Origin of the sequence: Gilliamella sp. W8145, assembly GCF_016101145.1 — a bacterium.
GTDB classification, from domain to species: Bacteria; Pseudomonadota; Gammaproteobacteria; order Enterobacterales; family Orbaceae; genus Gilliamella; species Gilliamella apis_A.
The window spans coordinates 18,141-41,861 of sequence record NZ_JACFRC010000003.1 but is presented as its reverse complement, the minus strand read 5'-3'; the positions used below and the strand labels follow the sequence as shown (position 1 = coordinate 41,861).

General features: G+C 33.9%; 23 protein-coding genes. 14 read left to right on the top strand and 9 right to left on the bottom strand.

Features of this window, described 5'->3' with window-relative positions; genetic code table 11:
• The first annotated feature begins 9 nt into the window (after positions 1 to 9).
• From fliI to fliR, 10 genes are all read left to right on the top strand, one after another.
• Positions 10 to 1,353 carry a flagellar protein export ATPase FliI gene (gene fliI, locus H3T80_RS09220; RefSeq protein ID WP_232350172.1) on the top strand — a complete coding sequence of 448 codons (1,344 nt, stop codon included), beginning with the start codon at positions 10 to 12 and terminating at the stop codon, positions 1,351 to 1,353.
• A gap of 17 nt (positions 1,354 to 1,370) precedes the next feature.
• Entirely contained in the window at positions 1,371 to 1,835 is a 465-nt protein-coding gene (gene fliJ / locus H3T80_RS09215) for a flagellar export protein FliJ (protein WP_198201494.1), read from the top strand.
• Entirely contained in the window at positions 1,825 to 3,003 is a 1,179-nt protein-coding gene (locus H3T80_RS09210) for a flagellar hook-length control protein FliK (RefSeq protein ID WP_198201493.1), read from the top strand. The genes fliJ and H3T80_RS09210 overlap by 11 nt, the downstream gene beginning before the upstream one ends.
• 214 nt (positions 3,004 to 3,217) lie before the next feature.
• Positions 3,218 to 3,685: a flagellar basal body-associated FliL family protein gene (locus H3T80_RS09205; protein ID WP_034900941.1), complete on the top strand. Its 468-nt coding sequence runs from the start codon at positions 3,218 to 3,220 to the stop codon at positions 3,683 to 3,685.
• A gap of 5 nt (positions 3,686 to 3,690) precedes the next feature.
• The gene (gene fliM, locus H3T80_RS09200; protein ID WP_198201492.1) at positions 3,691 to 4,728 is read left to right on the top strand and encodes a flagellar motor switch protein FliM; all 1,038 of its coding nucleotides are present in this window, start codon (positions 3,691 to 3,693) and stop codon (positions 4,726 to 4,728) included.
• Positions 4,721 to 5,101, top strand: a complete 381-nt coding sequence (fliN, locus tag H3T80_RS09195) for a flagellar motor switch protein FliN (protein ID WP_198201491.1) — start codon at positions 4,721 to 4,723, stop codon at positions 5,099 to 5,101. The genes fliM and fliN overlap by 8 nt, the downstream gene beginning before the upstream one ends.
• 20 nt (positions 5,102 to 5,121) lie before the next feature.
• The gene (locus tag H3T80_RS09190; RefSeq protein ID WP_198201490.1) at positions 5,122 to 5,523 is read left to right on the top strand and encodes a flagellar biosynthetic protein FliO; all 402 of its coding nucleotides are present in this window, start codon (positions 5,122 to 5,124) and stop codon (positions 5,521 to 5,523) included.
• A gap of 6 nt (positions 5,524 to 5,529) precedes the next feature.
• Positions 5,530 to 6,270, top strand: coding sequence for a flagellar type III secretion system pore protein FliP (gene fliP / locus H3T80_RS09185; RefSeq protein ID WP_110448833.1), 741 nt, complete (start codon positions 5,530 to 5,532; stop codon positions 6,268 to 6,270).
• 22 nt (positions 6,271 to 6,292) lie between these two features.
• Positions 6,293 to 6,562 (top strand): flagellar biosynthesis protein FliQ, encoded by a 270-nt coding sequence (gene fliQ, locus H3T80_RS09180; RefSeq protein WP_034900933.1) that lies wholly within the window; start codon positions 6,293 to 6,295, stop codon positions 6,560 to 6,562.
• Positions 6,563 to 6,567: 5 nt separating this feature from the next.
• Positions 6,568 to 7,371 (top strand): flagellar biosynthetic protein FliR, encoded by an 804-nt coding sequence (fliR, locus tag H3T80_RS09175; RefSeq protein ID WP_198201489.1) that lies wholly within the window; start codon positions 6,568 to 6,570, stop codon positions 7,369 to 7,371.
• Between the two features lie 188 nt (positions 7,372 to 7,559).
• On the opposite strand, the gene H3T80_RS09170 is transcribed toward fliR, so the two are convergent.
• The 6 genes from H3T80_RS09170 to miaB form a co-directional block, all read right to left on the bottom strand.
• Positions 7,560 to 8,741: a serine hydrolase gene (locus H3T80_RS09170; protein WP_198201488.1), complete on the bottom strand. Its 1,182-nt coding sequence runs from the start codon at positions 8,739 to 8,741 to the stop codon at positions 7,560 to 7,562.
• Positions 8,742 to 8,755: 14 nt separating this feature from the next.
• A complete protein-coding gene (gene mrdB / locus H3T80_RS09165; protein ID WP_065579035.1) occupies positions 8,756 to 9,862 on the bottom strand; it encodes a peptidoglycan glycosyltransferase MrdB in 1,107 nt (368 codons plus the stop codon).
• A gap of 2 nt (positions 9,863 to 9,864) precedes the next feature.
• Positions 9,865 to 11,805 carry a penicillin-binding protein 2 gene (mrdA, locus tag H3T80_RS09160; protein WP_198201611.1) on the bottom strand — a complete coding sequence of 647 codons (1,941 nt, stop codon included), beginning with the start codon at positions 11,803 to 11,805 and terminating at the stop codon, positions 9,865 to 9,867.
• A gap of 29 nt (positions 11,806 to 11,834) precedes the next feature.
• Positions 11,835 to 12,848, bottom strand: coding sequence for a PhoH family protein (locus tag H3T80_RS09155; protein WP_232350170.1), 1,014 nt, complete (start codon positions 12,846 to 12,848; stop codon positions 11,835 to 11,837).
• A 31-nt stretch (positions 12,849 to 12,879) separates the two neighbouring features.
• Positions 12,880 to 13,353: a hypothetical protein gene (locus H3T80_RS09150; protein ID WP_198201487.1), complete on the bottom strand. Its 474-nt coding sequence runs from the start codon at positions 13,351 to 13,353 to the stop codon at positions 12,880 to 12,882.
• A gap of 65 nt (positions 13,354 to 13,418) precedes the next feature.
• Positions 13,419 to 14,846, bottom strand: a complete 1,428-nt coding sequence (gene miaB, locus H3T80_RS09145; protein WP_110448840.1) for a tRNA (N6-isopentenyl adenosine(37)-C2)-methylthiotransferase MiaB — start codon at positions 14,844 to 14,846, stop codon at positions 13,419 to 13,421.
• Between the two features lie 254 nt (positions 14,847 to 15,100).
• On the opposite strand from miaB, the gene H3T80_RS09140 reads away from it, so the two are divergent.
• Positions 15,101 to 16,330: an N-acetylmuramoyl-L-alanine amidase gene (locus tag H3T80_RS09140; RefSeq protein ID WP_198201486.1), complete on the top strand. Its 1,230-nt coding sequence runs from the start codon at positions 15,101 to 15,103 to the stop codon at positions 16,328 to 16,330.
• 29 nt (positions 16,331 to 16,359) lie between these two features.
• On the opposite strand, the gene rsmG is transcribed toward H3T80_RS09140, so the two are convergent.
• On the bottom strand, positions 16,360 to 16,959 hold the full coding sequence (gene rsmG, locus H3T80_RS09135) for a 16S rRNA (guanine(527)-N(7))-methyltransferase RsmG (protein WP_198201485.1): 600 nt from the start codon (positions 16,957 to 16,959) through the stop codon (positions 16,360 to 16,362).
• Positions 16,937 to 18,829, bottom strand: a complete 1,893-nt coding sequence (gene mnmG, locus H3T80_RS09130; RefSeq protein WP_198201484.1) for a tRNA uridine-5-carboxymethylaminomethyl(34) synthesis enzyme MnmG — start codon at positions 18,827 to 18,829, stop codon at positions 16,937 to 16,939. Before mnmG ends, rsmG begins: the two co-directional genes overlap by 23 nt.
• A gap of 512 nt (positions 18,830 to 19,341) precedes the next feature.
• On the opposite strand from mnmG, the gene H3T80_RS09125 reads away from it, so the two are divergent.
• The 3 genes from H3T80_RS09125 (at position 19,342) to H3T80_RS09115 (ending at position 22,029) form a co-directional block, all read left to right on the top strand.
• On the top strand, positions 19,342 to 20,361 hold the full coding sequence (locus H3T80_RS09125) for a putative type VI secretion system effector (protein ID WP_198201483.1): 1,020 nt from the start codon (positions 19,342 to 19,344) through the stop codon (positions 20,359 to 20,361).
• Between the two features lie 202 nt (positions 20,362 to 20,563).
• A complete protein-coding gene (hda, locus tag H3T80_RS09120; RefSeq protein ID WP_065651976.1) occupies positions 20,564 to 21,247 on the top strand; it encodes a DnaA inactivator Hda in 684 nt (227 codons plus the stop codon).
• A 2-nt stretch (positions 21,248 to 21,249) separates the two neighbouring features.
• A complete protein-coding gene (locus H3T80_RS09115; RefSeq protein WP_198201482.1) occupies positions 21,250 to 22,029 on the top strand; it encodes a Cof-type HAD-IIB family hydrolase in 780 nt (259 codons plus the stop codon).
• Between the two features lie 65 nt (positions 22,030 to 22,094).
• Here the strand turns inward: H3T80_RS09115 and H3T80_RS09110 are convergent, their stop codons facing one another.
• Complete coding sequence (locus H3T80_RS09110; protein ID WP_198201481.1) at positions 22,095 to 23,606, bottom strand: MFS transporter; 1,512 nt, start codon at positions 23,604 to 23,606, stop codon at positions 22,095 to 22,097.
• Positions 23,607 to 23,721 lie beyond the last annotated feature (115 nt).

Genomic DNA, 23,721 nt, shown 5'->3' with positions numbered 1-23,721 from the left:
AGGCAATGGATGACTAAAATTGATTGTGCGCAACAAAAATTACAGTCAATATCGTTAATCCGTCAATATGGTCGCTTAGTTAAAGCTTCGGGCTTAGTTTTAGAGGCCGTGGGTTTAAAATTACCTTTAGGTTCTAACTGCTTTGTCGAACGGCAATTAGATGGAAAAGTACAAGCTGTTGAGTGTGAAGTTATTGGTTTTAATGGTAAAACCTTATATCTGATGCCATTTGAATCAACCGATGGCATATTACTTGATGCCAGAGTATATACCTCACAATATGATTTAACCCATTTTAGCCATAAAGTTTTACCTATTGGTACGGGCTTATTAGGACGAATAGTTGATGCAATGGGCAAACCATTGGATGGCAAACCTTTACCAAAAAATATTGAATATGAAGGATTAATCAATAAATCACTAAACCCTCTGACTCGCACACCTATTCATCAAGTATTAGATGTCGGTATTCGTGCTATCAATGCATTATTAACCGTTGGCCAAGGTCAACGAATGGGGCTTTTTGCCGGTTCTGGTGTTGGTAAAAGTGTACTACTTGGCATGATGGCTAGGTATACCAAAGCTGATATTATTGTGGTTGGTCTGATTGGCGAACGAGGCAGGGAAGTAAAAGATTTTATCGAAAATATACTTGGTGAAGAAGGCTTAGCGCGTTCAGTAGTTGTCGCGGCACCAGCCGATGTATCGCCATTATTACGTCTACAAGGTGCAGCTTATGCCACAAAAATAGCCGAAAATTTTCGTGATCAAGGGTTTAATGTATTACTGATCATGGATTCACTAACCCGTTATGCCATGGCACAACGGGAAATAGCCTTAGCCATCGGTGAACCGCCGGCAACCAAAGGTTATCCACCATCAGTATTTGCAAAATTGCCAGCATTAGTTGAAAGAGCAGGTAATGATGCCAAAGGAAAAGGTGCAATTACTGCTTTTTATACTGTTTTAACCGAAGGTGACGACCAACAAGATCCTATTGCTGATTCAGCAAGGGCAATTCTTGATGGTCATATAGTGTTATCACGTTCACTAGCTGAATCGGGGCATTATCCAGCCATTGATATCGAAGCGTCAATCAGTCGTGTAATGACCGATCTTACCCCGCCAGAAAATGAAAAAAAATCACGGTTATTTAAACAATTATTTTCAAGTTTCCAGCGCAATCGGGACTTGATTAATGTTGGTGCTTACGTAGCTGGAACCGATCCATTATTAGATAAAGCTATCTCACTTTTTCCAGCTATGCAGCAATTTTTACAACAAGGAATCAATGAGCATTGTAGTTATCAAGACGCTTATCAACAATTAATCAATATTGTTGCTGCTCGCTGATAAATTAGGAAAGAATTATGGCCAATCAACATCATGGTAAATTTGCATTTATAACGTTAAAAAAGCTCGCTGAAAAAGCAGTTGATGAAAAATTGATTAAATTAAAACATGCACACGAAAATAAACATAATGCACAATCACAACTAAATGTATTAAATGATTATTATCACGAGTACCAACAACGGCTAAATAATGCTTTATCCAGTGGCATTAAGGGATCGGAATTAAATAATTTTAATGCTTTTATTACAGCTATTGAACAAGGTATAGCTCAACAAAAAAAACTACTATTAACTTTAGATATAAAACAAAAGCAGATCACCAATGAGCTTAATCAATCACAAAAAAGCCTAAATACTTATACTACATTATTAGATAAACAACATAAAAAACTGTTACTACAACAGAGTCGTTTACAACAAAAATTAACCGATGAATTTGCTCAGCAGCAGATAGCAAGGAGAACATTGAATGAATATTAATCAGTTTAGCGATATTCCATTAATCTCATCTCAACAATTTGAATTAAACGACAACCAGTTATCTATTCTTGATGATGATTTTTTCCAAAAATTATTACAACTTACCGAAAAACAACAATGGCTAAGTGATAATAATAATCACGTTAATGCTACAAACTTAAAAGACAATGAGTTAGAGCAGAAAGAACGAATGGAAAGTGAAGAGTTGTTCATACTATTTTCTATGCCACTCAATCAGCAAGAGGATATACAGCAAAATAGACAATCGGATGCTCAACCGAAAAATCAACCAATATATGAAACTAAACTATTATTAGAAGCTAATCCAACCATGATTGATCCAAAGTTGGATACACAATGTACTGATGATATCAAACAGCGCATCAATATTGATGAAAAAGCTGCCGAAATTATTGCTTCAATTAATCACAGTGAGCAATTAATCAACAAAACCAATAAACCAAACCCTAGTCATTTATTGGCTTGGGAAAATAATCAGCCACAAACGACCAAAAATGCACATTTGAGTATTAATCAAACACAGTCAACAGATACGCTGATAAATAATCATAGCAATGATCATCAAACTGATTTAGCGTCAACTCTGACAGATAAATTGTTTACTACTAATTTGACTAATACACCATCAGAAATGGCTTTATCAATAGATCTAAATGGCCAATCATCGTTATTTAATCCGCCAACCTCTACAACAAATCCAACCATCTTAAACTTAAATTTACCGATGCCCATGGATATTAGTAAGTGGCAAGCGTCTTTAAACGAACAAATTTGTTTGATCAGTAGACAAGGTATTCAAAATGCCGAAATAAAATTAAATCCACAAGAACTAGGTTCATTACATATTAAATTAGCCATGATTGATGACAAAATCGATCTGCACATGGCGGTTGCGCATAATATGGTTAAGGGTGTGTTAGAATCAGCACTCCCCATGTTAAGAACCTCATTGGAACAACAAGGTATCACTTTACAACACACTAACATTAGTGATTTTTCAATGATGAATGATTCTAAACAGTCATCTTCTTATCAACAACCACAACAATTTGAAACAGAACAACTATTAGATGATATCAATCCAATTCAACAAAAAATTGATCATCATACTGAGGTTGTTCAATCAGGATTAAGTATTTTTGCCTAAATAACGGTTATGGCAATATTTATAAAATGATTGATATCTAAGCGTATAACAGTGTTTAACGTTGATAACTTAATATTAAAAAGGTCGAATAGATAATATTTTTATTGCCTATTCTTCCGATTAATTCTTACGGCATGATTTATTATTTTGGTAATTTTTGGTTATTTAAATAGCTACAAATCTTTCGTTAATTTTCATTGAGACAATAATAAATATGCAAACCACCAATAAAAAAGTAAGAATTTTAAACCTAATACTTATTCTAATTACCTTACTCGCAATAGGTTCAGCAGCTTATTTATGGTTCGAAAATCAAGCTAAAAATACGACGCACACTCATCAAGAACCTCAAGTTTCATCACCAGTTTTTTTAACCTTAAAACCATTTACCATAACATTACCACCTTCTGAAGATAATTTAGATATCAATAAAATTCTATATGTTGGTATGGTGTTACGTGTCGAAGATGAAGATCAAAAAACGGTATTATTAGAATATTTGCCTGAAGTAAGAAGTGATGTATTGCTGTTAACCTCAAAACAATATGTCAATAATTTGAAAAAAGAATCTGGCAAACTCGAATTACAAGAGCAAATAAAAACAGCATTATCACGTCAATACGATGCCAAACATTCAGTAAAAATTGATGAAGTGTTATTCACTGATTTCATTATAAGGTAATTATCATGTCTGATAAGCTTCAATCTACTAGCGATAAAAGTGAATCTTTAACTAAACATTCACCGAATAATGCTGCCAGTATTGAAAAAAATATTGTGCAAAATTATCAATCACAGCAAAGTAAACGGACTGAAGTAAAACCTTATGATATATCAGTTAAACATAGTTTTATCCCTGAAAGACTAACAGCATTAGAAATCATTAATGAACGCTTTGCTCGTCAATTTCGAATTGGTTTATTTAATTTATTACGTCGTAACACGGATGTTATTACCTCGCCAATTGAGCCAAAAACATTTAAAGAGTTTTCGCATATTTCGGCAACTTACCATTTAAATTTAGTTCATCTTAATCCTTTACGGGGAAGCTGCTTATTTTCTTTTTCACCAGAACTGGTATTTATTGTTGTTGATACGCTTTTTGGCGGTGATGGACATACCACCAATATGGAAACGGAAGGACGTGAATTTACTCATACCGAACAAGAGATTATTAGACGAGTATTAGATCTTGCTTTAACTACATACCAAAATTCATGGATTGACGTATACAGTATTGAAACTGAATATATTCGTTCTGAAGTTGAGAGTAAATTTACTAATATCACCAGCTCTCCCGATGATGTTGTGTTAACTTCCACCTTTTTAATTGAAATTGGTAGCTTTAAAGCAACTTTCTGCATATGCATTCCATATACAATGGTTGAACCTATCAAAGAGCTATTAATTAAACCACCGATCGAAAGTCAAACCCATCAAGATGATAATGTCTGGATGAGTTCCCTCACTAGTGGTATTAAACAATCAACGGTTGAGTTAGTCGCTAATTTTACAAATATTCAAACAACTGTTGCCAAATTATTAGCATTAAAAGTAAACGACATTTTAGATATTGAAAAACCAACCAGCCTAGATGCCACTGTTGGTGGCGTACCGGTTTTAAAAGGCCAATATGGTAGTGTAAATAAACAATATGCAATTCAAGTAGAGCAAATAAGCAACCCTGTATTAGAACAATTGAATGAAGGAGTGTTCAATGAGTGATATGCCAAATAACAGTGATGATAGCCAAGCAATTAACTTAACTAATGAAGAATCGGTAACGACAGAAGCTATTTTTGAAACCCTTTCACCCCAACCATCAAATGTAAAAGAACAAGATATTAATCTTATTTTAGATATTCCGGTTAATTTAAGTGTTGAACTTGGCCGTACAAAAATGGCCATTAAAGACCTATTAAATTTAACTCAAGGCTCAGTTATCGCCTTAGATGGTTTAGCTGGTGAGCCATTAGATATTTTAATTAACGGTTACTTAATTGCGCAAGGCGAGATCGTGGTGGTGGGTGACAATTATGGTGTACGAATTACTGATATTATTACCCCATCAGAACGAGTACGTAGATTAAGTCGTTAATAACCATTAATGAGATAACCATGAGCGAATCAACAATCAACTCCGGTATACAAAACTTTTCTTCTATTCCTGCTGAATCAAGTTTATATAGCCAAATAGGAATAGCCTTTTTTACTGTCATCACCATTATTTTCGTTTTAATCTGGCTAATAAAACGGTTAGGTTGGCAAAAATCTACTAAGCAATTCATTGATGTTAAAGCAACTTACAATATAAATGCCAAAGATCGCATTATGCTGGTTTATGTTGATCATCAATTACTGGTGGTCGGAGTTACAGCCCAACAAATGACTTTACTCCATACTATCAATGAACAACGTACTGAAATGTTATTCGCAGATCCTGCTGACGTTGAACAACAGTCAAAAAATAATCTGTTCAATCAGATATTAAGATCTGTGTTAAACAGTAAAAAGGTGTGATTAATTGTGCGGTTAAAACTTGTTATTTTATTTAGCTTATTGCTGGCCAGCCAATATAGTTATGCTGAATTATCACCGTTAACAATTGTTACTCAAACCTCACTACCAGAAGGGCAAACTTGGTCATTACCAGTTGAAACTTTAGTTTTTTTAACCCTACTAACTTTTATCCCAATTATATTATTATTAATGACGAGTTTTACTCGTATCATTATTGTGTTAGGACTATTACGTAGTGCACTTGGTACCCAATCCGCACCGCCTAATCAATTAATTTTAGGTATTGCACTATTTATGACATTTTTTATTATGTCACCAACATTGGATAAAATATATCAAGATGCTTATATTCCCTATTCACAACAACAAATCACTATGCAACAAAGTTTGACGGAGGCAAGCAAACCACTGCGTGAATTTATGTTGAGTCAAACTCGTGAAAGTGATTTAACACTATTTGTTAATATGTCCCATACTGGTGATATTCAAACGCGTGAAGATATCCCGCTACGAGTTTTAGTCCCCGCTTTTGTGGTTAGTGAACTTAAAACCGCTTTTCAAATTGGCTTTACTCTGTTTATTCCTTTTTTAGTCATTGATTTAGTTGTTGCCAGTACATTAATGGCATTAGGGATGATGATGGTACCACCAGCAACAGTATCACTACCTTTTAAAATTATGTTGTTTGTATTAGCTGATGGCTGGCATTTATTGTTAGGTTCATTAGCACAAAGCTTTTTCAGTTAACAACAACAGTATAAGGGATTATATGCCTTCTGAATATATTAGCCATTTTGCCATTCAAGCAATCAAAGTTGCCGCATCACTTGCAGGTCCTTTACTACTCGCAGCATTAGTCACTGGGCTAATTATCAGTTTGTTACAAGCTGCAACCCAAATTAATGAAATGACCTTATCTTTTATTCCTAAGATTTTAGCGGTGGTGTTAGTATTAATCATTTTAGGCCCCTCAATGCTGACGACTATGATCGATTATATCCGTCTGGTTATTACTGATATTCCTAACTTAACTAGTTAACCTTAATGGACGCCGCGATTCACGATCTGTTTAATATTGATTTTTTTGCTTGGGTTCGATCAAGTTTTCTGCCTTTTACCCGTATTTTAGCGCTAATTATGGTCGCACCTATTGTCGGTGAAAAAGAGGTGCCAAATCGGTTAAAGATTGGTTTAGCAGGGCTGATCGTCATTTTATTACCTTTACCAAAGTTAGACGACAACCTTACCCTTTATTCATTACTCGGTATCTGGGTTATTGCCCAGCAAATCATGATTGGCATCATAATCGGTTTTACCGTACAACTTACTTTTTTAACGGTAAGATTTGCAGGTGAATTAATTGGTATGCAAATGGGGTTAGGCATGGCGACCTTTTATGATCCTATTGGTGGACCATCTACTTCTGTACTGTCACGTTTCATTAACATTATTGCCTTGTTGATATTTCTCAGCTTAGATGGCCATCTATGGTTACTGTATGGATTAGCTAACAGCTTTGAGATTATTCCTATTAGCGTTTCACCTTTAAAGGCCAACGGTCACTTAGCCTTAATCGAAACAACCGGTCTATTATTTAGTAATGGCGTTATGTTGGCATTACCATTAATGACGTTATTGCTGATTATTAATTTGTCGTTAGGGCTATTAAATAGAATTACCCCTCAGTTATCAATTTTTGTAGTGGGCTATCCACTCACCTTATTATGTGGCTTAATGATGTTAAGTTATTTATTTTCCACCTTGCCTTCATTTGTGGAATTTATTTTAGAACAGATATTTTCAACCACTTCGCAAATTTTAATCTATCTTGCAGCCACCAATAATTAAGCCAATTAAGCTTAATAAAATTCAGGGGTATTTTTTAACAAAAAATTTTGAGGAACGGGGTTTTTTAGCCTTAACATTAAAGGTTATTAACCATGTATATAACTAATGGTTGCTTATACGAGATAATAAAAAAAACCGCTGTGTAGCTTTGCGTTACACAACGGTTCAAGTTAATTATAAATTAAAAATTAATTAAATAATTTATGGAATTGTAAGCTTATCCAATCCCAAATATTTCCAAAGAAGCCTGCTTCTTCAACATTTTCAAGTGCAACTAAAGGTTGTTCGTTGATCACTTTATCATCTAATAAAAATTGAATTTTACCAACCGCAGCACCTTTGATAATTGGCGCATAGATGTAATCATCAATGGTGTATTGTACTTTAACATCAGCTGAACGGCCTTTTGGCACAGTAATATAAGCACCATTAATAGCCCCTAAATTTACTTTGTTTTGATCGCCATACCAAACTGACTCTGTCACTAATGGCGCATTAGGCTTAACTGGATTAGCCGTTTCAAAGAATCGGAATCCCCAAGTGAGTAATTTTTTACTCTCTTCTTCACGACCTTTAAAGGTTCGGCCACCAAGCACGGCTGAAATTAAACGGGTATTACCATCAACTGCTGATGCAACAAGGTTATAACCAGCAGCATTCGTATGACCGGTTTTAATACCATCTACGTTTAAAGTTGTATCCCAAAGTAAACCATTGCGATTCAATTGTGGTTTAGACAGGTTATAGGTGAACTCTTTTTCTTTATAGATAGCATATTCAGTTGGTAAGTCACGAATCAAAGCTTGACCTAATAGTGCCATATCTTTAGCTGTTGTATACTGTCCTGGCGCATCAAGACCATGTACCGTTTCAAAATGGGTATGTTGCAAACCTATTTTTTTGGCATATTCATTCATTAAATTAACGAAAGCACCCTGACTACCTGCAACATGTTCAGCCATAGCGATACATGCATCATTACCCGATTGAATAATGATACCTTTATTCAAATCAGCAACCGAAACTGTTTTACCCACCTCTAAAAACATCAATGATGAACCTTTTAAAACAGGATTACCGGTTGCCCATGCATCTTTACTCACCAGTACCATATCATCATTTTTAATACGGCCTGATTCTAATGCTTGACCAACAACATAACTTGTCATCATTTTAGTTAAGCTTGCTGGATCACGTTGTTGTTCAGCATTATATTGTGCTAGGATTTCGCCAGATTTGGCATCGATTAAAATATAGGCTTCTGCATCTAATTGAGGGATAGCAGGAATAGGAAATGCCATTTCCGCAGAGGCAGAAGAACATATTGCAAGCGCCAACAAGCCAAAAGATAATTTTAATTTCTTTTTCATTTATAAAAATTCCGTTAAATGTTTTTAGATAACATGTATCGATGAGTGTGAATAGACATCATAATGCCAAAACTTGCCATTAAAACGACCAGAGAAGAGCCACCATAACTTATTAGAGGTAATGGTACACCAACTACTGGTAAGATTCCACTGACCATACCGATATTAATAAATACATAGACAAAAAATACCAAAATCAAACCACCAGACAGTATTCGTCCAAACGTCGTTTGTGCCTGAGCAGCAATAATTAATCCACGTATAATTAAGCATAAAAACAAGACTAACAAAACAATAGAGCCAATAAAGCCAAACTCTTCAGCGATAACTGAAAAGATAAAGTCAGTATGTCTTTCCGGTAAAAATTCTAGCTGAGATTGCGTACCTTCAAGCCAACCTTTACCCCATATTCCCCCCGATCCTATCGCGGTTTTCGATTGCAAGATATGATAGCCAGCACCATTAGGATCACGCTCAGGATTAAATAATGTTAATACTCGTTCACGTTGATAATCATGCATTAAATAAAACCACATAATCGGTAAAAATATGGCTATCAATATCAAAGCAACAAGAATAAATCGCCAGTTAATCCCAGCTAAAAATATAATAAAAATACCCGACATAATAATTAAAATAGCCGTTCCTAAATCGGGTTGCATTGCTACTAATAAGGTAGGTACACCAATAATAGCTAAAGTTTGCAAAGTTGTTTTAAGCGGTGGTGGGCAGCCGTCACGATGAATAAACTTAGCTACCATTAATGGTACAGCAATTTTAGCAATTTCTGACGGTTGAAAACGAATGACGCCTAAATCTAACCAACGTTGAGCACCTTTACTGGTATAACCGAAAATATCAACTAATAGTAATATAATAATACAGGCAATATAGAGATAAGGTGCCCACTGTTCATAGCTTCGCGGTGAAATTTGGGCAAAAACAATCATCACAAAAAAACCAAGAATTATTTGGATTACTCGTTTTTGCATCATATCTACATTTTGGCCACTAGCACTCCATAAAATATAAAGGCTATAACCAAGTAGTAAGGTTATAAATAAGCAAAAAAGTGGATCGATATGTATCTTTTGCCAAAAAGATTTCTTAATATTGTTCATAATTAATCTTCATGTCCTGTCGTCGATGATGATGCATCATCTAATTCTGTTGAGTTATCACCCTCAAGATAATAATCCAATATTTTACGGGCTACTGCACCACCATTGGAGCTACCACCGCCACCATTTTCAAGGACTATAGCTAGCGCTATTTTCGGTTTATCATAAGGTGCATAAGCGATAAATAAGGCATGGTCACGTAAATGTTCGGGTATTTTATGGGCATTATAAGTTTCGTTTTCTTTTAAACCATAAACTTGAGCGGTACCTGACTTACCTGCCGCTTGATATTTAGCACCAGCATAAACTTTACGTGCAGTACCTCGAGCACCAAACATAACTCGATGCATACCTTCTTTAGCTAATGCCCAATAGGCTGGATTAACATCAACTAGGCTATTAGGTTCAACATATTTTTCGGGATCAATAGTTGGCTGATTCTGATTAGTATTAATAATGTCACTTTTTTTATAGAGTAAAAAGTGCGGCGTAAAAGTTTTACCGTTATTAATTAATGTGGTTAATGCTTTAGCCATTTGCATAGGTGTGGCAGTCCAATAACCTTGACCTATACCAACCGGAATGGTGTCACCTTGTAACCAAGATTTTTTATGGCGCTTCAATTTCCATTCGCGACTTGGCATAACCGCACGAGTCTCTTCATTAGCCGAAATATCAATGCCGGTACGCTCACCATAACCAAACTTAGTCATCCATAAATTTAGGCGATCAATACCCATATCATAAGCAACTTGGTAAAAATAGGTATCTACCGATTCTTCAATTGCTCGTAATACATCAACATGGCCGTGCCCCCATTTTAGCCAATCTCGATAACGTCTTTCAGTACCGGGTAATTGCCACCAGCCAGGATCATTAACCACACTTTTTGGTGAAACGACTCCTTCACTTAAAGCGGCTATCGAAATAAATGGTTTTACCGTTGAAGCAGGAGGATAAGCACCAAGTAAAGCTCGGTTAAATAGTGGTTTACTTGGATCATTAAGTAACTCACTATATTTTTTACTGGAAATACCACCAACAAAATCATTTGAGTCATAACTAGGGCTAGATACCATTGCTAATACTTCACCATTATTGGGATCAATAGCAACAACTGATGCTTTTCGTCCAGTAAGTAGTGATTCAATATAGAGTTGTAATTTAAGGTTGATGGATAAATAGATATCTTCACCAGCTTGTGGTGGATGTTGTTCAAGTAAGCGAACAATACGACCTCGGCTATTTACTTCAACTTTTTCATTACCAGCCGTACCATGTAAGACATCTTCGTAATACCGTTCAATCCCCATTTTACCAATATTGAAAGTAGCCACATAATCGCTGGCTTTATTTTCTTCTTCTAAACGTTGTTTATCTTGAGTATTTATTTTAGAGATATAGCCAAGAATATGGGTAAGTGAAGCGCCATATGGATAATATCGATGTTGAATTTTAACAATCGACACAAATGGAAAACGATGCTGATCAACAATAAAACGTGCTATTTGTTTTTCGGTTAGATTTTCTTTTAGTGGCACAGGTCGATGAGCCCGATAATTACGGCGTTCCTTTTGGAAATTCTCAATATCTTCATCAGTTAAATCAACAATCATTTTTAACTGTTCAAACTGTTCATTAAGGTTTTTGGTTTTATCAGGAACAATATTAAGTTGATAGGTAATATTATTTATCGCCAATGGTGTACCATTACGATCATAAATCATACCGCGACTAGGAGGAATAGGGATAATTTCAATACGATTGTTGTTTGATTTGGTACTGTAATAACTAAAGTTTGAAATTTGTAGATCAGCTAAATTGGCTAATAACACAAAAATTAATAGAATAATTACCACAAATGCAAACAACGCCCTACGCAAAAATAAGTTTGTTTCTGCTGAGTGATCGCGAATATTACCCTTTTTTGTTTTACCTGAAATAGAGATAATATAACTCCTCTAAATTCTGTTTATGACTGTTGTTGCTTGTGTTCTTGTTGTTCCCATTTTTCATAAGCATTAACAATTCTAGCTACGACAGGATGGCGAACGACATCTTCACTCTTGAAAAAATTAAAACTAATATCATCAACTTCGCTTAAGACTTCGATAGCATGGCGTAATCCTGATTTTTGGTGACGAGGTAAATCAATTTGCGTAATATCACCAGTGATGACCGCTTTAGAATTAAAACCAATACGCGTTAAAAACATCTTCATTTGCTCTATTGTGGTATTTTGGCTTTCATCAAGAATAATAAAGGCATCATTAAGAGTACGCCCACGCATATAGGCTAATGGAGCAACTTCAATAACACTTTTTTCGATTAGTTTTTCAACTTTTTCAAAACCAAGCATTTCAAACAATGCATCATAAAGTGGACGTAAATAAGGATCGACTTTTTGACTTAAATCACCAGGTAAAAAACCTAGTTTTTCGCCGGCTTCAACCGCAGGGCGAGTTAAAACGATACGTCTAATTTGCTGTTTTTCTAGTGCATCAACCGCTGCGGCTACCGCTAAATAGGTTTTTCCGGTACCAGCCGGACCAATACCAAAAGAAATATCATAATCTAATACATGAGCAATATATTGAGCCTGATTAGGTGTACGTGGTTTTATTACTCCACGTTTGGTTTTTATCATGACTTGCTTACTACCATGCAGATCAACATACGCAGGAAGATGCTCTTTAGCTTTTTCTAAAGCACCAGATTCTTTAATAGCTAAATGTATCTGCTCTGGCTCAATATCGATAATATTATCTTTTTGTTTAGTTTGCTTATAAAGCGATTGTAATATTTCTGATGCAGCTTTTACACAAATGGTATCACCAGTGATGGCAAAGAGATTACCACGATGATTTATTTCAATCCCTAAACGACGTTCAAGTTGTTTAATATTGTCATCATAAGGACCACAAAGACTATTAAGTCGCTGATTATCTGCTGGCTCTAGCACGGTTTCATGGGTCGTAATATTCAATGATAAGTCCTCTAATTATTCAGGTTAATGATCAAATACGCTCTTCACATAAAGAACATTTTTCAACACCTTTTAAAAAATCCATATGGCAATGATGACAAGTCACTATGTTGTCACCAACTACATTATTCACAGCACTAGTTGCTTGATTATTATCGAGCCCTTGGTTTTTCAACTTATTGATAACCATCGTGATAGGTGTACCACTTTTTAACTCTTGCTCGACATAAGATGCTACTTGCTGTTCAAATGTAGGTGGAATATAAGTTAAAACATTTTCATTAAAATCAGAATTACAGTGTTGGCATTTAATATATCGACCTAAAGTTTGAAAACTAAAAATAGGAATAAAAAATAGCGTAAAATATTTGGCTACCTTTATTTGCGTATACTGATGTTGTTTTTTATCACCAGCAATATTTTGCTGTGCACAACAGTTCGGGCAATTAAATGGTCCTGTATGTTCATTAACTTCACGTCCTTTTGTACCAAATATAATAAACACTTAATATTCCTTATTTATAAATTACCATCTTTATTATTAATTAAATTACACCACTATTTGTATAATTATGGTTGATAAATACCAACGCCTAAATTATTTTCTTTACGAGTTCGGGAAATAACTGATATTGGTGATTCACTAACCCGTAGATCCATCTGATCTTCAGTTCTCACTACTTTACCACGCAATGAGTTAGGATAAACATCGGTAATTTCAACATCAACAAATTTACCAATCATATCTGGATGTCCAGCAAAATTAACAATTCGATTGTTTTCAGTTCGGCCGGTTAATTCCATAAGATCCTTTTTAGATGGACCTTCAACTAAAATACGTTGTACGGTATTTAACATGCGACGACTAAATTGCATAGCTTGTTGATTGATTCGCTCTTGAAGAATATAGAGCCGTTGTTTTTTCTCTTCTTCAGAAACATTATCTTCCATTTCTGCAGCAGGCGTACCTGGACGAGCTGAATAGACAAAACTATAACTTAAGTCAAAATTAACATCAGCGATTAATTTCATAGTTTGTTCAAAATCTTCTTGAGTTTCACCAGGGAAACCAACAATAAAATCAGAACTGATTTGAATATCTGGGCGAACTTTACGTAATTTACGAATAATTGATTTATATTCAATTGCAGTATGAGTTCGTTTCATCAAATTCAATACGCGATCAGAACCACTTTGTACAGGTAAATGTAAAAAATTAACCAGTTCAGGCGTATCACGATAAACATCGATAATGTCATCTGTAAATTCAATTGGATGGCTAGTGGTAAAACGAATACGATCAATACCATCAATAGCAGCAACTAAACGTAATAATTCAGCAAAAGAACAGATATCACCATCAAAGGTTGGTCCGCGATAGGCATTTACGTTTTGCCCTAATAAATTCACTTCACGAACACCTTGTTCTGCTAACTGAGCAATTTCATAAATTACATCATCACAAGGTCTACTTACCTCTTCACCACGAGTGTAAGGTACCACACAATAAGTACAGTATTTGTTACATCCTTCCATTATGGATACAAATGCCGTTGGGCCTTCACTACGTGGTTCAGGTAGACGGTCAAATTTTTCAATTTCAGGAAAACTAACATCAACAACATGCTGACCATTACCACTGCGGATCTGTTCAATCATATCTGGCAAACGGTGAAAAGTTTGTGGTCCAAAAATAATATCAACAAAAGGCGCTCGTTTACGAATATGGGCACCTTCTTGTGACGCTACACAACCACCAACACCAATAATAATATTAGGATTATGTTGTTTTAAATTTTTCCAACGACCTAGTTGGTGAAAAACTTTTTCTTGGGCTTTTTCTCGAATAGAACAGGTATTTAATAATAAAATATCTGCTTCTTCGGCATTTTCTGTTAATGTTAAACCATGGGTGGATTCAAGGAGATCTGCCATTTTAGTTGAATCATATTCGTTCATTTGGCAGCCCCAAGTTTTGATATGTAATTTTTTGCTCATCAATAACTCAGCTATATTTAATTGTTAAAATGAAAACGGGTTTAAATCCGCGATTTTAGCGAGCCATATTGTAATCCTTTGTGATTGTAGGGTCTATAATAAATATAAAAAACTATATTTATTACTTTATATATAAAAAATAAACAATTAGTAATTAATTTATCGAAAAAACAACTAATTATAATAATCATTCTATTTATTTTATGTTATTATTCTCGTCCTATTAATATTATTAACAATATAAGTGTTTAGGTATGTCAAAAACATTTAGTCCAACAAAGCGCTTTTTGATTAAAGGCATTATGGCAACTTGTTTATTGTCGGTCACACGGGTTGGTTTTGCTGCATCAATGGCTCAGATTATTGCTGTGCGTGTTTGGCCATCATCAACTTATACACGAATAACGTTAGAATCGAACGCAAAACTTAACTATAAACACGCAAAGTTACACAACCCCGATCGTATTGTTATTGATATTGATAATCTCAATTTAAATCCAACGTTAAAAACGATTTCAACAAAAGTACTAAGTCGAGATCCTTTTATTAAATCGATTCGGACATTGCAGTTAGATCCCAAAACTGTTCGTTTGATGATTGAATTAAAACAAGGTATCGATCCAAATACATTTACATTACCACCGATTGCTGAATTCAAACATCGATTAGTCGTTGATCTTTATCCTTCTAAACCAGCTGTAACTGATGATGATCCGCTTTTAGCACTCTTAGAAGAGTATCAAAAAGGCGAGCTCAATAAAAAACAATCACAAATAAAATCATCTAATAAGAAGAAAAATTCACCTATTATCGTTATGCTTGATCCTGGTCACGGTGGTGAAGATCCTGGCGCTATTGGTTATAAAAAAACTCGGGAAAAAGATATAGTGTTGCAAATTGCACGCCGCACTTACAATTTGCTCAAAAAAGAACCTAATGTAAAAGTCTATATGACTCGTAAGGAAGATGTGTTTATACCTTTAAATGTTCGTGTGGCGAAAGCACGATCTTTACATGCAGATCTATTTATTTCTATCCATGCTGATGCTTTTGCTAATCGCTCAGTTAAAGGATCATCAGTATTTGCGTTATCTACCCGTGGAGCTAGTAGTTCAGCAGCCAGTTATTTAGCTCAAACCCAAAATAATGCCGATCAAATAGGTGGGGTGAGTAGAAGTGGTGATAAATATTTAGATAATACGATTTTAGATTTAGTACAAAAAACAACGTTGTCTAATGGGGTATTATTAGGTACAGCTATTTTAAACCGAATGAAGAAAGTAAATAAACTACATAGACCATCAATTGAAAAAGCTGGTTTTGCAGTATTAAAAGCACCAGATATTCCATCAGTTTTAGTTGAAACAGCCTTTATTAGTAATATCAATGAAGAACAAAAACTTAAGACTGCTTCCTTCCAAAATCAAGTATCTAAAGCAATAGTTGATGGTATTAAAGATTATTTAAAACGTCGTAAAAATTGATCTAATCATTTTTTAGATCAATTTTACCTTTACTGAATGATCATTAAACGTCGTTCAGCATTTAACTCCGGAATAGTCAGTTTAATATTTTGTTTAAGAGTAAACCCTTCAGGGATCACATCAAGATCGCTACCTTTTAATGCGTAAAATGATCCTTGTTGGTTAGGAAGATGTTTACACCAAGTCAGCATATCTTGCAAAGAAGCAAATGCTCGGCTAATAACTCCATCAAATTTTTTCTCATTATATTCTTCTATACGACTTTGAATAGGTTGAATATTAGTTAATTTTAATTCAAATTGAACTTGTTTTAAAAAACGAATTCTTTTACCTAAACTATCCACCAGATCAAATTGTTTATCAGGATTTATTATTGCTAAAGGGATCCCTGGTAATCCAGGGCCGGTTCCCACATCAATAAAAGTATTGCCAACTAAATAAGGCGAAACAACTAAACTATCCATAATATGTTTAATTAACATTTCACTAGGATCGCGCACTGCGGTTAAATTGTAAGCTTTATTCCATTTATTAAGCATTTCAACATAATCGATCAATAGATCAATTTGTTGAGAAGTGATCGAAAGATCCGTTTGATCAATAAGATTAATGAGTTTCTTTTTTAACATAGTTTTTCTTTTTTAAATAAACCAATAACATTGAAATTGCCGCTGGTGTAATACCAGAAATACGTGAAGCTTGACCAATTGAAACAGGTTTATGCTGTTTTAATTTAGCAACGACTTCGTTAGATAACCCTGATATTTCAGCATAATCAATGTGCTCAGGAATAAGAGTTTCTTCATTTCGTTTTTGTCTTTCAATTTCTTCAATCTGTAATTTTATATAACCATCATATTTTACTTGTATCTCAACTTGTTCAGCAGCTTGAGTATCAGTTAAACCAGGCGCAAAAAGCGATAATGATTGTAGTGTTTTATAGCTCATTTCAGGGCGTTTAAGTAACTCTTCACCATTGGCCTCTTTGGTGAGATTAGCACTTAAAACAGCATTCACTTCGTCGATGTTTTCAATATGAGGATGAACCCAGATATCACGAAGACGGGCTCTTTCTTGTTCAATAGCTTCAAATTTTTCATTAAATCGTTGCCAACGATAATCATCAACCATGCCTAATTGTCGGCCGATTTCAGTCAAACGGATATCGGCATTATCTTCACGTAACATTAAGCGATATTCAGCACGCGAAGTAAACATACGGTAAGGTTCGTTAGTGCCTAAAGTACAAAGATCATCAACTAATACCCCTAAATAAGCTTGATCACGAGTAGGGAACCATTGATCTTGATCATATACAAATCTTGCTGCATTTAAACCTGCTAACAGACCTTGAGCAGCTGCTTCTTCATAGCCTGTAGTGCCATTTATTTGACCAGCTAAAAATAAACCTTTGATCACTTTACTTTCTAAAGTTGGTTTAAGATCACGTGGATCAAAATAATCATATTCAATCGCATAACCCGGTCTTACGATATTCGCGTTTTCTAGTCCTTTCATACTACGAACAAAAGCTAATTGTGTGTCAAAAGGTAAACTGGTCGAGATCCCATTAGGATAAATCTCATTACTATCTAACCCTTCTGGTTCTAAATAGATCTGATGAGAATTACGATCAGCAAAACGCATTATTTTATCTTCAATAGACGGACAATATCGCGGGCCAACACCTTCAATCACACCTGTGTACATAGGACTTCGATCTAAGCTATTGCGAATGATCTCATGGGTTGTTTCATTAGTACTTGTTATATAACAAGGGATCTGTCTAGGATGCTGTTTAGCATCGCCTAAAAATGAAAATACTGGCACTGGATCATCACCATATTGAGTGCCTAATTTAGAAAAGTCTATTGTTCTGGCATCAATACGTGGTGGTGTTCCTGTTTTTAATCGTCCCATTCTAAATGGGTATTGATGCAAAGATTTAGATAAACCAATCGAAGCGGGATCGCCAGTTCTACCACCACTATAATTATCTAAACCTATATGGATCTTACCATCTAAAAAGGTACCAGTTGTAAGGACTACTGCTTTTGCTTTAAAAGAAACACCCATTTGGGTAACAACACCGGTGATCTGATCGTTTTCAATGATCACATCTTCAACAGATTGTTGAAACAACATTAGGTTTTCTTGGTTTTCCAGTGTAGTTCTTATTACTTTACGATATAAGGATCGATCCGCTTGAGCACGTGTTGCTCTTACCGCTGGCCCCTTACTGCTATTTAAGATCCGAAACTGGATCCCTGCAAGATCTATAGCTTGCGCCATTAATCCGCCCATAGCATCAATCTCTTTTACTAAGTGACCTTTACCAATACCACCAATAGCTGGATTACAAGACATTTGTCCTAATGTATTGATATTATGCGTTAAAAGTAATGTTTTTCGGCCCATTCTTGCTGATGCCATTGCAGCTTCAGTTCCGGCATGACCTCCACCAACAATGATGACATCAAAAAGATCTGGATAAAACATATAAAGCCTCGTTTTTTATATTACTGATAGATGATCACTATTTTTGATCAGGTGATTTGGTTTTATTTAGTGTTACGAATTTTACGCATCTTTTTTATTACGTCAAATGATCTATTTTGATCGCGATCTAAATTAAATAAGATCTTTTATATGATCTTTTTATTTTTACTATTATTAGCTTGGATCCTTTTTGTTGATAACTGGTTTTTATGTTTATTTTATATGATCTTATTGATCAGTTAATTCTGTTAATTGATCGGATCTTTTTTTAATTAAACTTGTTTATAACTCTCTTATTTATCCACAACATTGACTTCAATTAAGGTTATTAATGCGATCATAACAGCTTATGATCGTTGTTTGTCACAGAGTTATCCACAAAAAATAAATTTGTTTGCTTAAATTTTTATCTTTTATTGCTCATAAATTAAGCTAGCTAATTTAAGTTAATTAGAGGATTTTAGTTAAAAACAATTTATAATAGCAGAAGTTGTATAGATAAATATGTTGTTATGAGTATTAAACAGTTCTACAAAATTCAAAATAAGATCGTCAGTCGTTCTTGGCGCCATAAACCAACTTATCCTGTTCTACCGAGCTGGGAGACTGAATTTGTCTGCATTAAAGGAATAATTGAGCGTATAGATTTAGAAGAAGAGTATAATTATTTTGAATTCGTACCTAAAAGCGAACTTAAAAATAGGATAATTAATACTTATATTAATGATTTATCTCCTGAGTATAATTTTGAGGAATTAAAAAAAGATTTCTTAGCAAAAGAAGTTAATTCTTCTATTGATACAGCATCTCTTGAGTTTGATTTTAAGGAATTTAAAAAAAGCTTATTAGCAAAAGAGCCTTCTATTAATGCTGCATCTCTTGAATTTGATTTTGAGAAATTTAAAAAAAGCTTCTTAGCAGAAAAAGTTAATCCTTTTTTAATTAAGGCTAATTTTGTTAATGTTCAAATTGATGGTGTTATTTATCGAGGTTGGATAGGTGATTGCCCTTTTCAAGCGGGTGAAAAAGTTGCTGTTATAGCGCAGTGGCAAGAAGATCATTATGAACTTTATGCTTTAACTAAACCTGACGAAAGGATTATTAGTATATGTCCTAATTGCAGTAAAGGACGAATAGCTTATTTAATACATCAAGCTAAAGCGACATTATTTCTGATCCTTTTTTTTATGATTCTTTTTAATGTTTTTTATATTTTAGTTTGGGGTAGTCTCTATCAATTACTTCATTTAACAGCTGAATATATCTCTTTTATGAAACCTATATTCTTTGGTAGTAGTATTTTTTGCAGTATTGGTATGATTATTGAATCTATACCTAATGTTAATAAAAAAGCAAAAATAGCCGAGAAAATTTTTAAAACTTTAAATCTGCCGAAAATAGCTAGAATGGATTTAAGACGTTTTACTAATAAAAAAGTCGCTAAATTAAAACAAAAAAAGCAGCATAATAGTGTGAAACCTTCTAAAAGGTTCTTTCTTGGAAAAAATGAAAATAATTTATTTTATTATTAATGAATAATAATAAGTTAAAGTTTATAACTAAATAGCATTTTAGTTATGTTATTATTTGTTTTTTTGTAGGTTAACTAGTTTTTGTATATCGATTTTTAATAGCTGCTTTTGCTAACTTATTTTGTTCTCTATAAAAGTAATTGATTTTTGTGAAAGCAAATTTATACTTAGTATGATTGTATTTTTATTGTGAGGTCATTTTATTACTCTTTCACAGTTGCCTTTACCTTTTATATTACCTAATAACGAAACATTTGATAGTTTCTATGTGGGTGATAATCAGCTATTGTTTGATTCTTTGCAAACCTTACTTGATAGGGAAGGTTTTAATGTCTTTTATATATGGTCAGCAAGCGCAGCTGGTCGTACGCATCTATTGCATGCTTCAAGCCAAAATAAATTAGCTAGTTATATTCCATTAAAGCAACATGTTTTATTGGTTCCTGAAATTTTACAAGGTTTAGATAATTATGATTTGGTTTGTTTAGATGACATTGATGCCATAGCTGGTCATCGAGATTGGGAAGAGGCAATATTTGATTTATTTAACCGTTTAACTGAAAAAAATGTTAGTAAACTTTTAATTACTGCTTGTGCTCCGCCTAAACAAATTCCTTTTATCTTGCCTGATTTAGCTTCAAGATTAACTTGGGGACAGGTTTATCAGCTAAAAGAATTAAGTGATGAAGATAAACTAAAAGCTCTGCAACTTAGAGCGCAATTAAGTGGTTTTGAGTTATCAACTGAAGTTGGTTTGTTTTTGTTAAAACGTGTTAATCGCGATATGCGAACATTGTTTTCTTTAATGGAAAAATTTGAGGTTGCAACATTAGCTCAACAACGCAAATTAACTATTCCTTTTATTAAAAATATTTTGGATTTGTAAAAATGACTAAAAAACCTGATGCTATCGTTTTTTTCGATTTAGATGGTACTTTATTTGATAGTAATATAGAAGTGTTGCCAAGTTCTTATGCTGCAATTGAAAGATTAAAGCAAAATAATATTATACCTATGCTCGCAACAGGCCGAACCCCTATGGAAGCCGCTAAATTGATGAAAGAGACGGGCATAAATTCGATTATAGCAATGAATGGCCAAGCTGTTATTTATGAAAAAGAAGTCGTATTTACCAATAATATTGATAAAAATGTTATTACTAGATTATATGAATTTTCAAGGGAAAAAATGAATATTCCTTTGTCTTTTTATAATTATAATAAGATGAGAGTCAGTGAAATTAATCAAGCTACCGAACAGTTTTATCGTTCTTTAAAACTAGAAATTCCTCCGGTTGATGATCAAATTTATTTAAAAGAACAGATTCAGATGTTGTTATTGCTTTGTGAGCAAGGCGAATCGCCTTATCGAGAAGCTTTTCCTGAGTTAACTTTTATTCGTAATACTCATTATTGTGTTGATGTCTTTAACCATGGTGGATCGAAAGGTAACGGCATTAATGAATTATTAAAAACCAAAGGTTTTGATAATGTGCCTACTTATGCATTTGGTGATGGTATGAATGATTTAGAAATGTTCTTAACCGTTGATCATCCAATTGCTATGGCTAATGCAGTTGATGATTTGAAAGATAAAGCTGAGTATATAACCGATAATAATGATAATGATGGTATTGCTAAAGCGCTGCAAAAATTTGGTTTAATTTAAATTTAGATATAAAAAAAATCATCTAATCTTATCAATTAGATGATTTTTTATTTAATTATAAATCGTTATTTTGGATGATGTTGTTTAAAACCAACATTATTGTTACCAAAACAGTTATCATAATCAAAGCCAGTTAGTTCTTTAACTAAGCGTCTTATTTCTGGTGTTGCATCTTCTTTTTTACCACCAGTTTTTAATCTATCAAGTTCTTGAATAATAAGTGCATGAGTAGATTTGTCTAATTTCATTCGGTAAGTAAAGAAAATACCTAATAATGCCATTCCACACACGCCAAAGATAAGAACTAAGTTAATTGCAGTCACTGCACTATCTGGTTGAACGGTATTTACACCAGAGACAAAACCTGAGTATTTCAATACAATTCCTAGAATAAATACAATGGTCGCTCGCATTAGTTTTCCAGCCATAGTCATTGCACCTGCATAGATACCTTCACGACGTCTTCCGGTTAATACTTCATCGATATCTGCTAAGAAGGTGTATACACTCCATGGAATGTAATAAACGCCACCAGTTCCTAAACCAAACCAAATGGTAATACCAATAACAATCCAAGTAACATGAGGCATGTTAAAATGATAGACTCCGATATAACCAATTACTGAAGATATTACGATTAGTATAGCAATAACAAATGGTCTTTTGAATCCTCTTTTTACACACCAAGCCATAAAGAATGCCGTTGAAATTAACTGACATATACTACTTAAGCTATTCATTTGTGAAACAAACGTTCTAGGTTGGCCTAAGTTAAATACTACAAAATAGGTAAATGTTGCCGCAAATAGCCATTCAGCACCAAAACCAAATAGATACATACCTAAATGGTTTCTAAATGTTTTTAAACGGAAGGTTGAAAACACATCTGAGAATAATTTTACAATGCTTTCCCAAAGACCAGAGGTTGTTTCATCTTCAATTTCATCAATTGATTTTTCCCAACTATTTAGGTAAAGCAAGATTAATGCAATAGCCATGATAGTTGCATAAGTAATACCTGTTAGTAAGAACGGTAATGGGGAGTCTTTACCATCAAATAGATAGAAAAATACACCTGGAATTGCTGCAGCTAAGAAATTAGCAACTTTACCAAACATTGCTTTTGAACCCGCTAAGTAAGTTCTTTGATCGAAGTTTTTGGTCATCTCTACCGGTAAAGTATTATATGGAATCATAATCATGGTATAGATGAATTCAAATAAAATATAGGTAGTTAAGTAGTACCAAAAATTCATGCCATCAACCCAAAGTAATGGGTAAATAATCATACATGGAATGGCAAATAAAATGAAAAATCGGCGACGGCCAAATCGACGGCCAAGTTTTGTGTGGTTAAAATTATCAGTAATAAATCCCATTAATGGATTTAGAATGACATCTAAATAAGTAGCGATTGAAAAAATTAATGTTGCTTGAAATGCAGAAAGACCACAGAATGTTGTATAAAAATATAGTAACCAAGCAGCACTAATTGCTAGCGCCCCACTTCCTATCAAATTACCACTACCATACGAAAATCGAGTTAGTGTGGTTATTTTCTTTTGATTGTCAGCCATAAATTTATTTCCTTTAATAATTATGAAATACCGTTTTAAAAATATTATTAGAATGATACTAAATTTATACAAATTTATTTCAAAATTTTTTAAGAAATGTGACGTTGGTAACAAT

Bases quoted from the DNA above. Each gene is read 5' to 3' on its own strand.
- mrdB (WP_065579035.1), bottom strand. From the start codon at position 9,862: ATGAACAATATTAAGAAATCTTTTTGGCAAAAGATACATATCGATCCA.
- rsmG (WP_198201485.1), bottom strand. From the start codon at position 16,959: ATGTTAAAAAAGAAACTCATTAATCTTATTGATCAAACGGATCTTTCG.
- miaB (WP_110448840.1), bottom strand. From the start codon at position 14,846: ATGAGCAAAAAATTACATATCAAAACTTGGGGCTGCCAAATGAACGAA.
- fliJ (WP_198201494.1), top strand. From the start codon at position 1,371: ATGGCCAATCAACATCATGGTAAATTTGCATTTATAACGTTAAAAAAG.
- H3T80_RS09210 (WP_198201493.1), top strand. From the start codon at position 1,825: ATGAATATTAATCAGTTTAGCGATATTCCATTAATCTCATCTCAACAA.
- H3T80_RS09170 (WP_198201488.1), bottom strand. From the start codon at position 8,741: ATGAAAAAGAAATTAAAATTATCTTTTGGCTTGTTGGCGCTTGCAATA.
- mnmG (WP_198201484.1), bottom strand. From the start codon at position 18,829: ATGTTTTATCCAGATCTTTTTGATGTCATCATTGTTGGTGGAGGTCAT.
- fliM (WP_198201492.1), top strand. From the start codon at position 3,691: ATGTCTGATAAGCTTCAATCTACTAGCGATAAAAGTGAATCTTTAACT.
- H3T80_RS09190 (WP_198201490.1), top strand. From the start codon at position 5,122: ATGAGCGAATCAACAATCAACTCCGGTATACAAAACTTTTCTTCTATT.
- H3T80_RS09115 (WP_198201482.1), top strand. From the start codon at position 21,250: ATGACTAAAAAACCTGATGCTATCGTTTTTTTCGATTTAGATGGTACT.
- H3T80_RS09205 (WP_034900941.1), top strand. From the start codon at position 3,218: ATGCAAACCACCAATAAAAAAGTAAGAATTTTAAACCTAATACTTATT.
- H3T80_RS09140 (WP_198201486.1), top strand. From the start codon at position 15,101: ATGTCAAAAACATTTAGTCCAACAAAGCGCTTTTTGATTAAAGGCATT.
- H3T80_RS09110 (WP_198201481.1), bottom strand. From the start codon at position 23,606: ATGGCTGACAATCAAAAGAAAATAACCACACTAACTCGATTTTCGTAT.
- fliI (WP_232350172.1), top strand. From the start codon at position 10: ATGACTAAAATTGATTGTGCGCAACAAAAATTACAGTCAATATCGTTA.
- fliN (WP_198201491.1), top strand. From the start codon at position 4,721: ATGAGTGATATGCCAAATAACAGTGATGATAGCCAAGCAATTAACTTA.
- fliR (WP_198201489.1), top strand. From the start codon at position 6,568: ATGGACGCCGCGATTCACGATCTGTTTAATATTGATTTTTTTGCTTGG.
- fliQ (WP_034900933.1), top strand. From the start codon at position 6,293: ATGCCTTCTGAATATATTAGCCATTTTGCCATTCAAGCAATCAAAGTT.
- H3T80_RS09125 (WP_198201483.1), top strand. From the start codon at position 19,342: ATGAGTATTAAACAGTTCTACAAAATTCAAAATAAGATCGTCAGTCGT.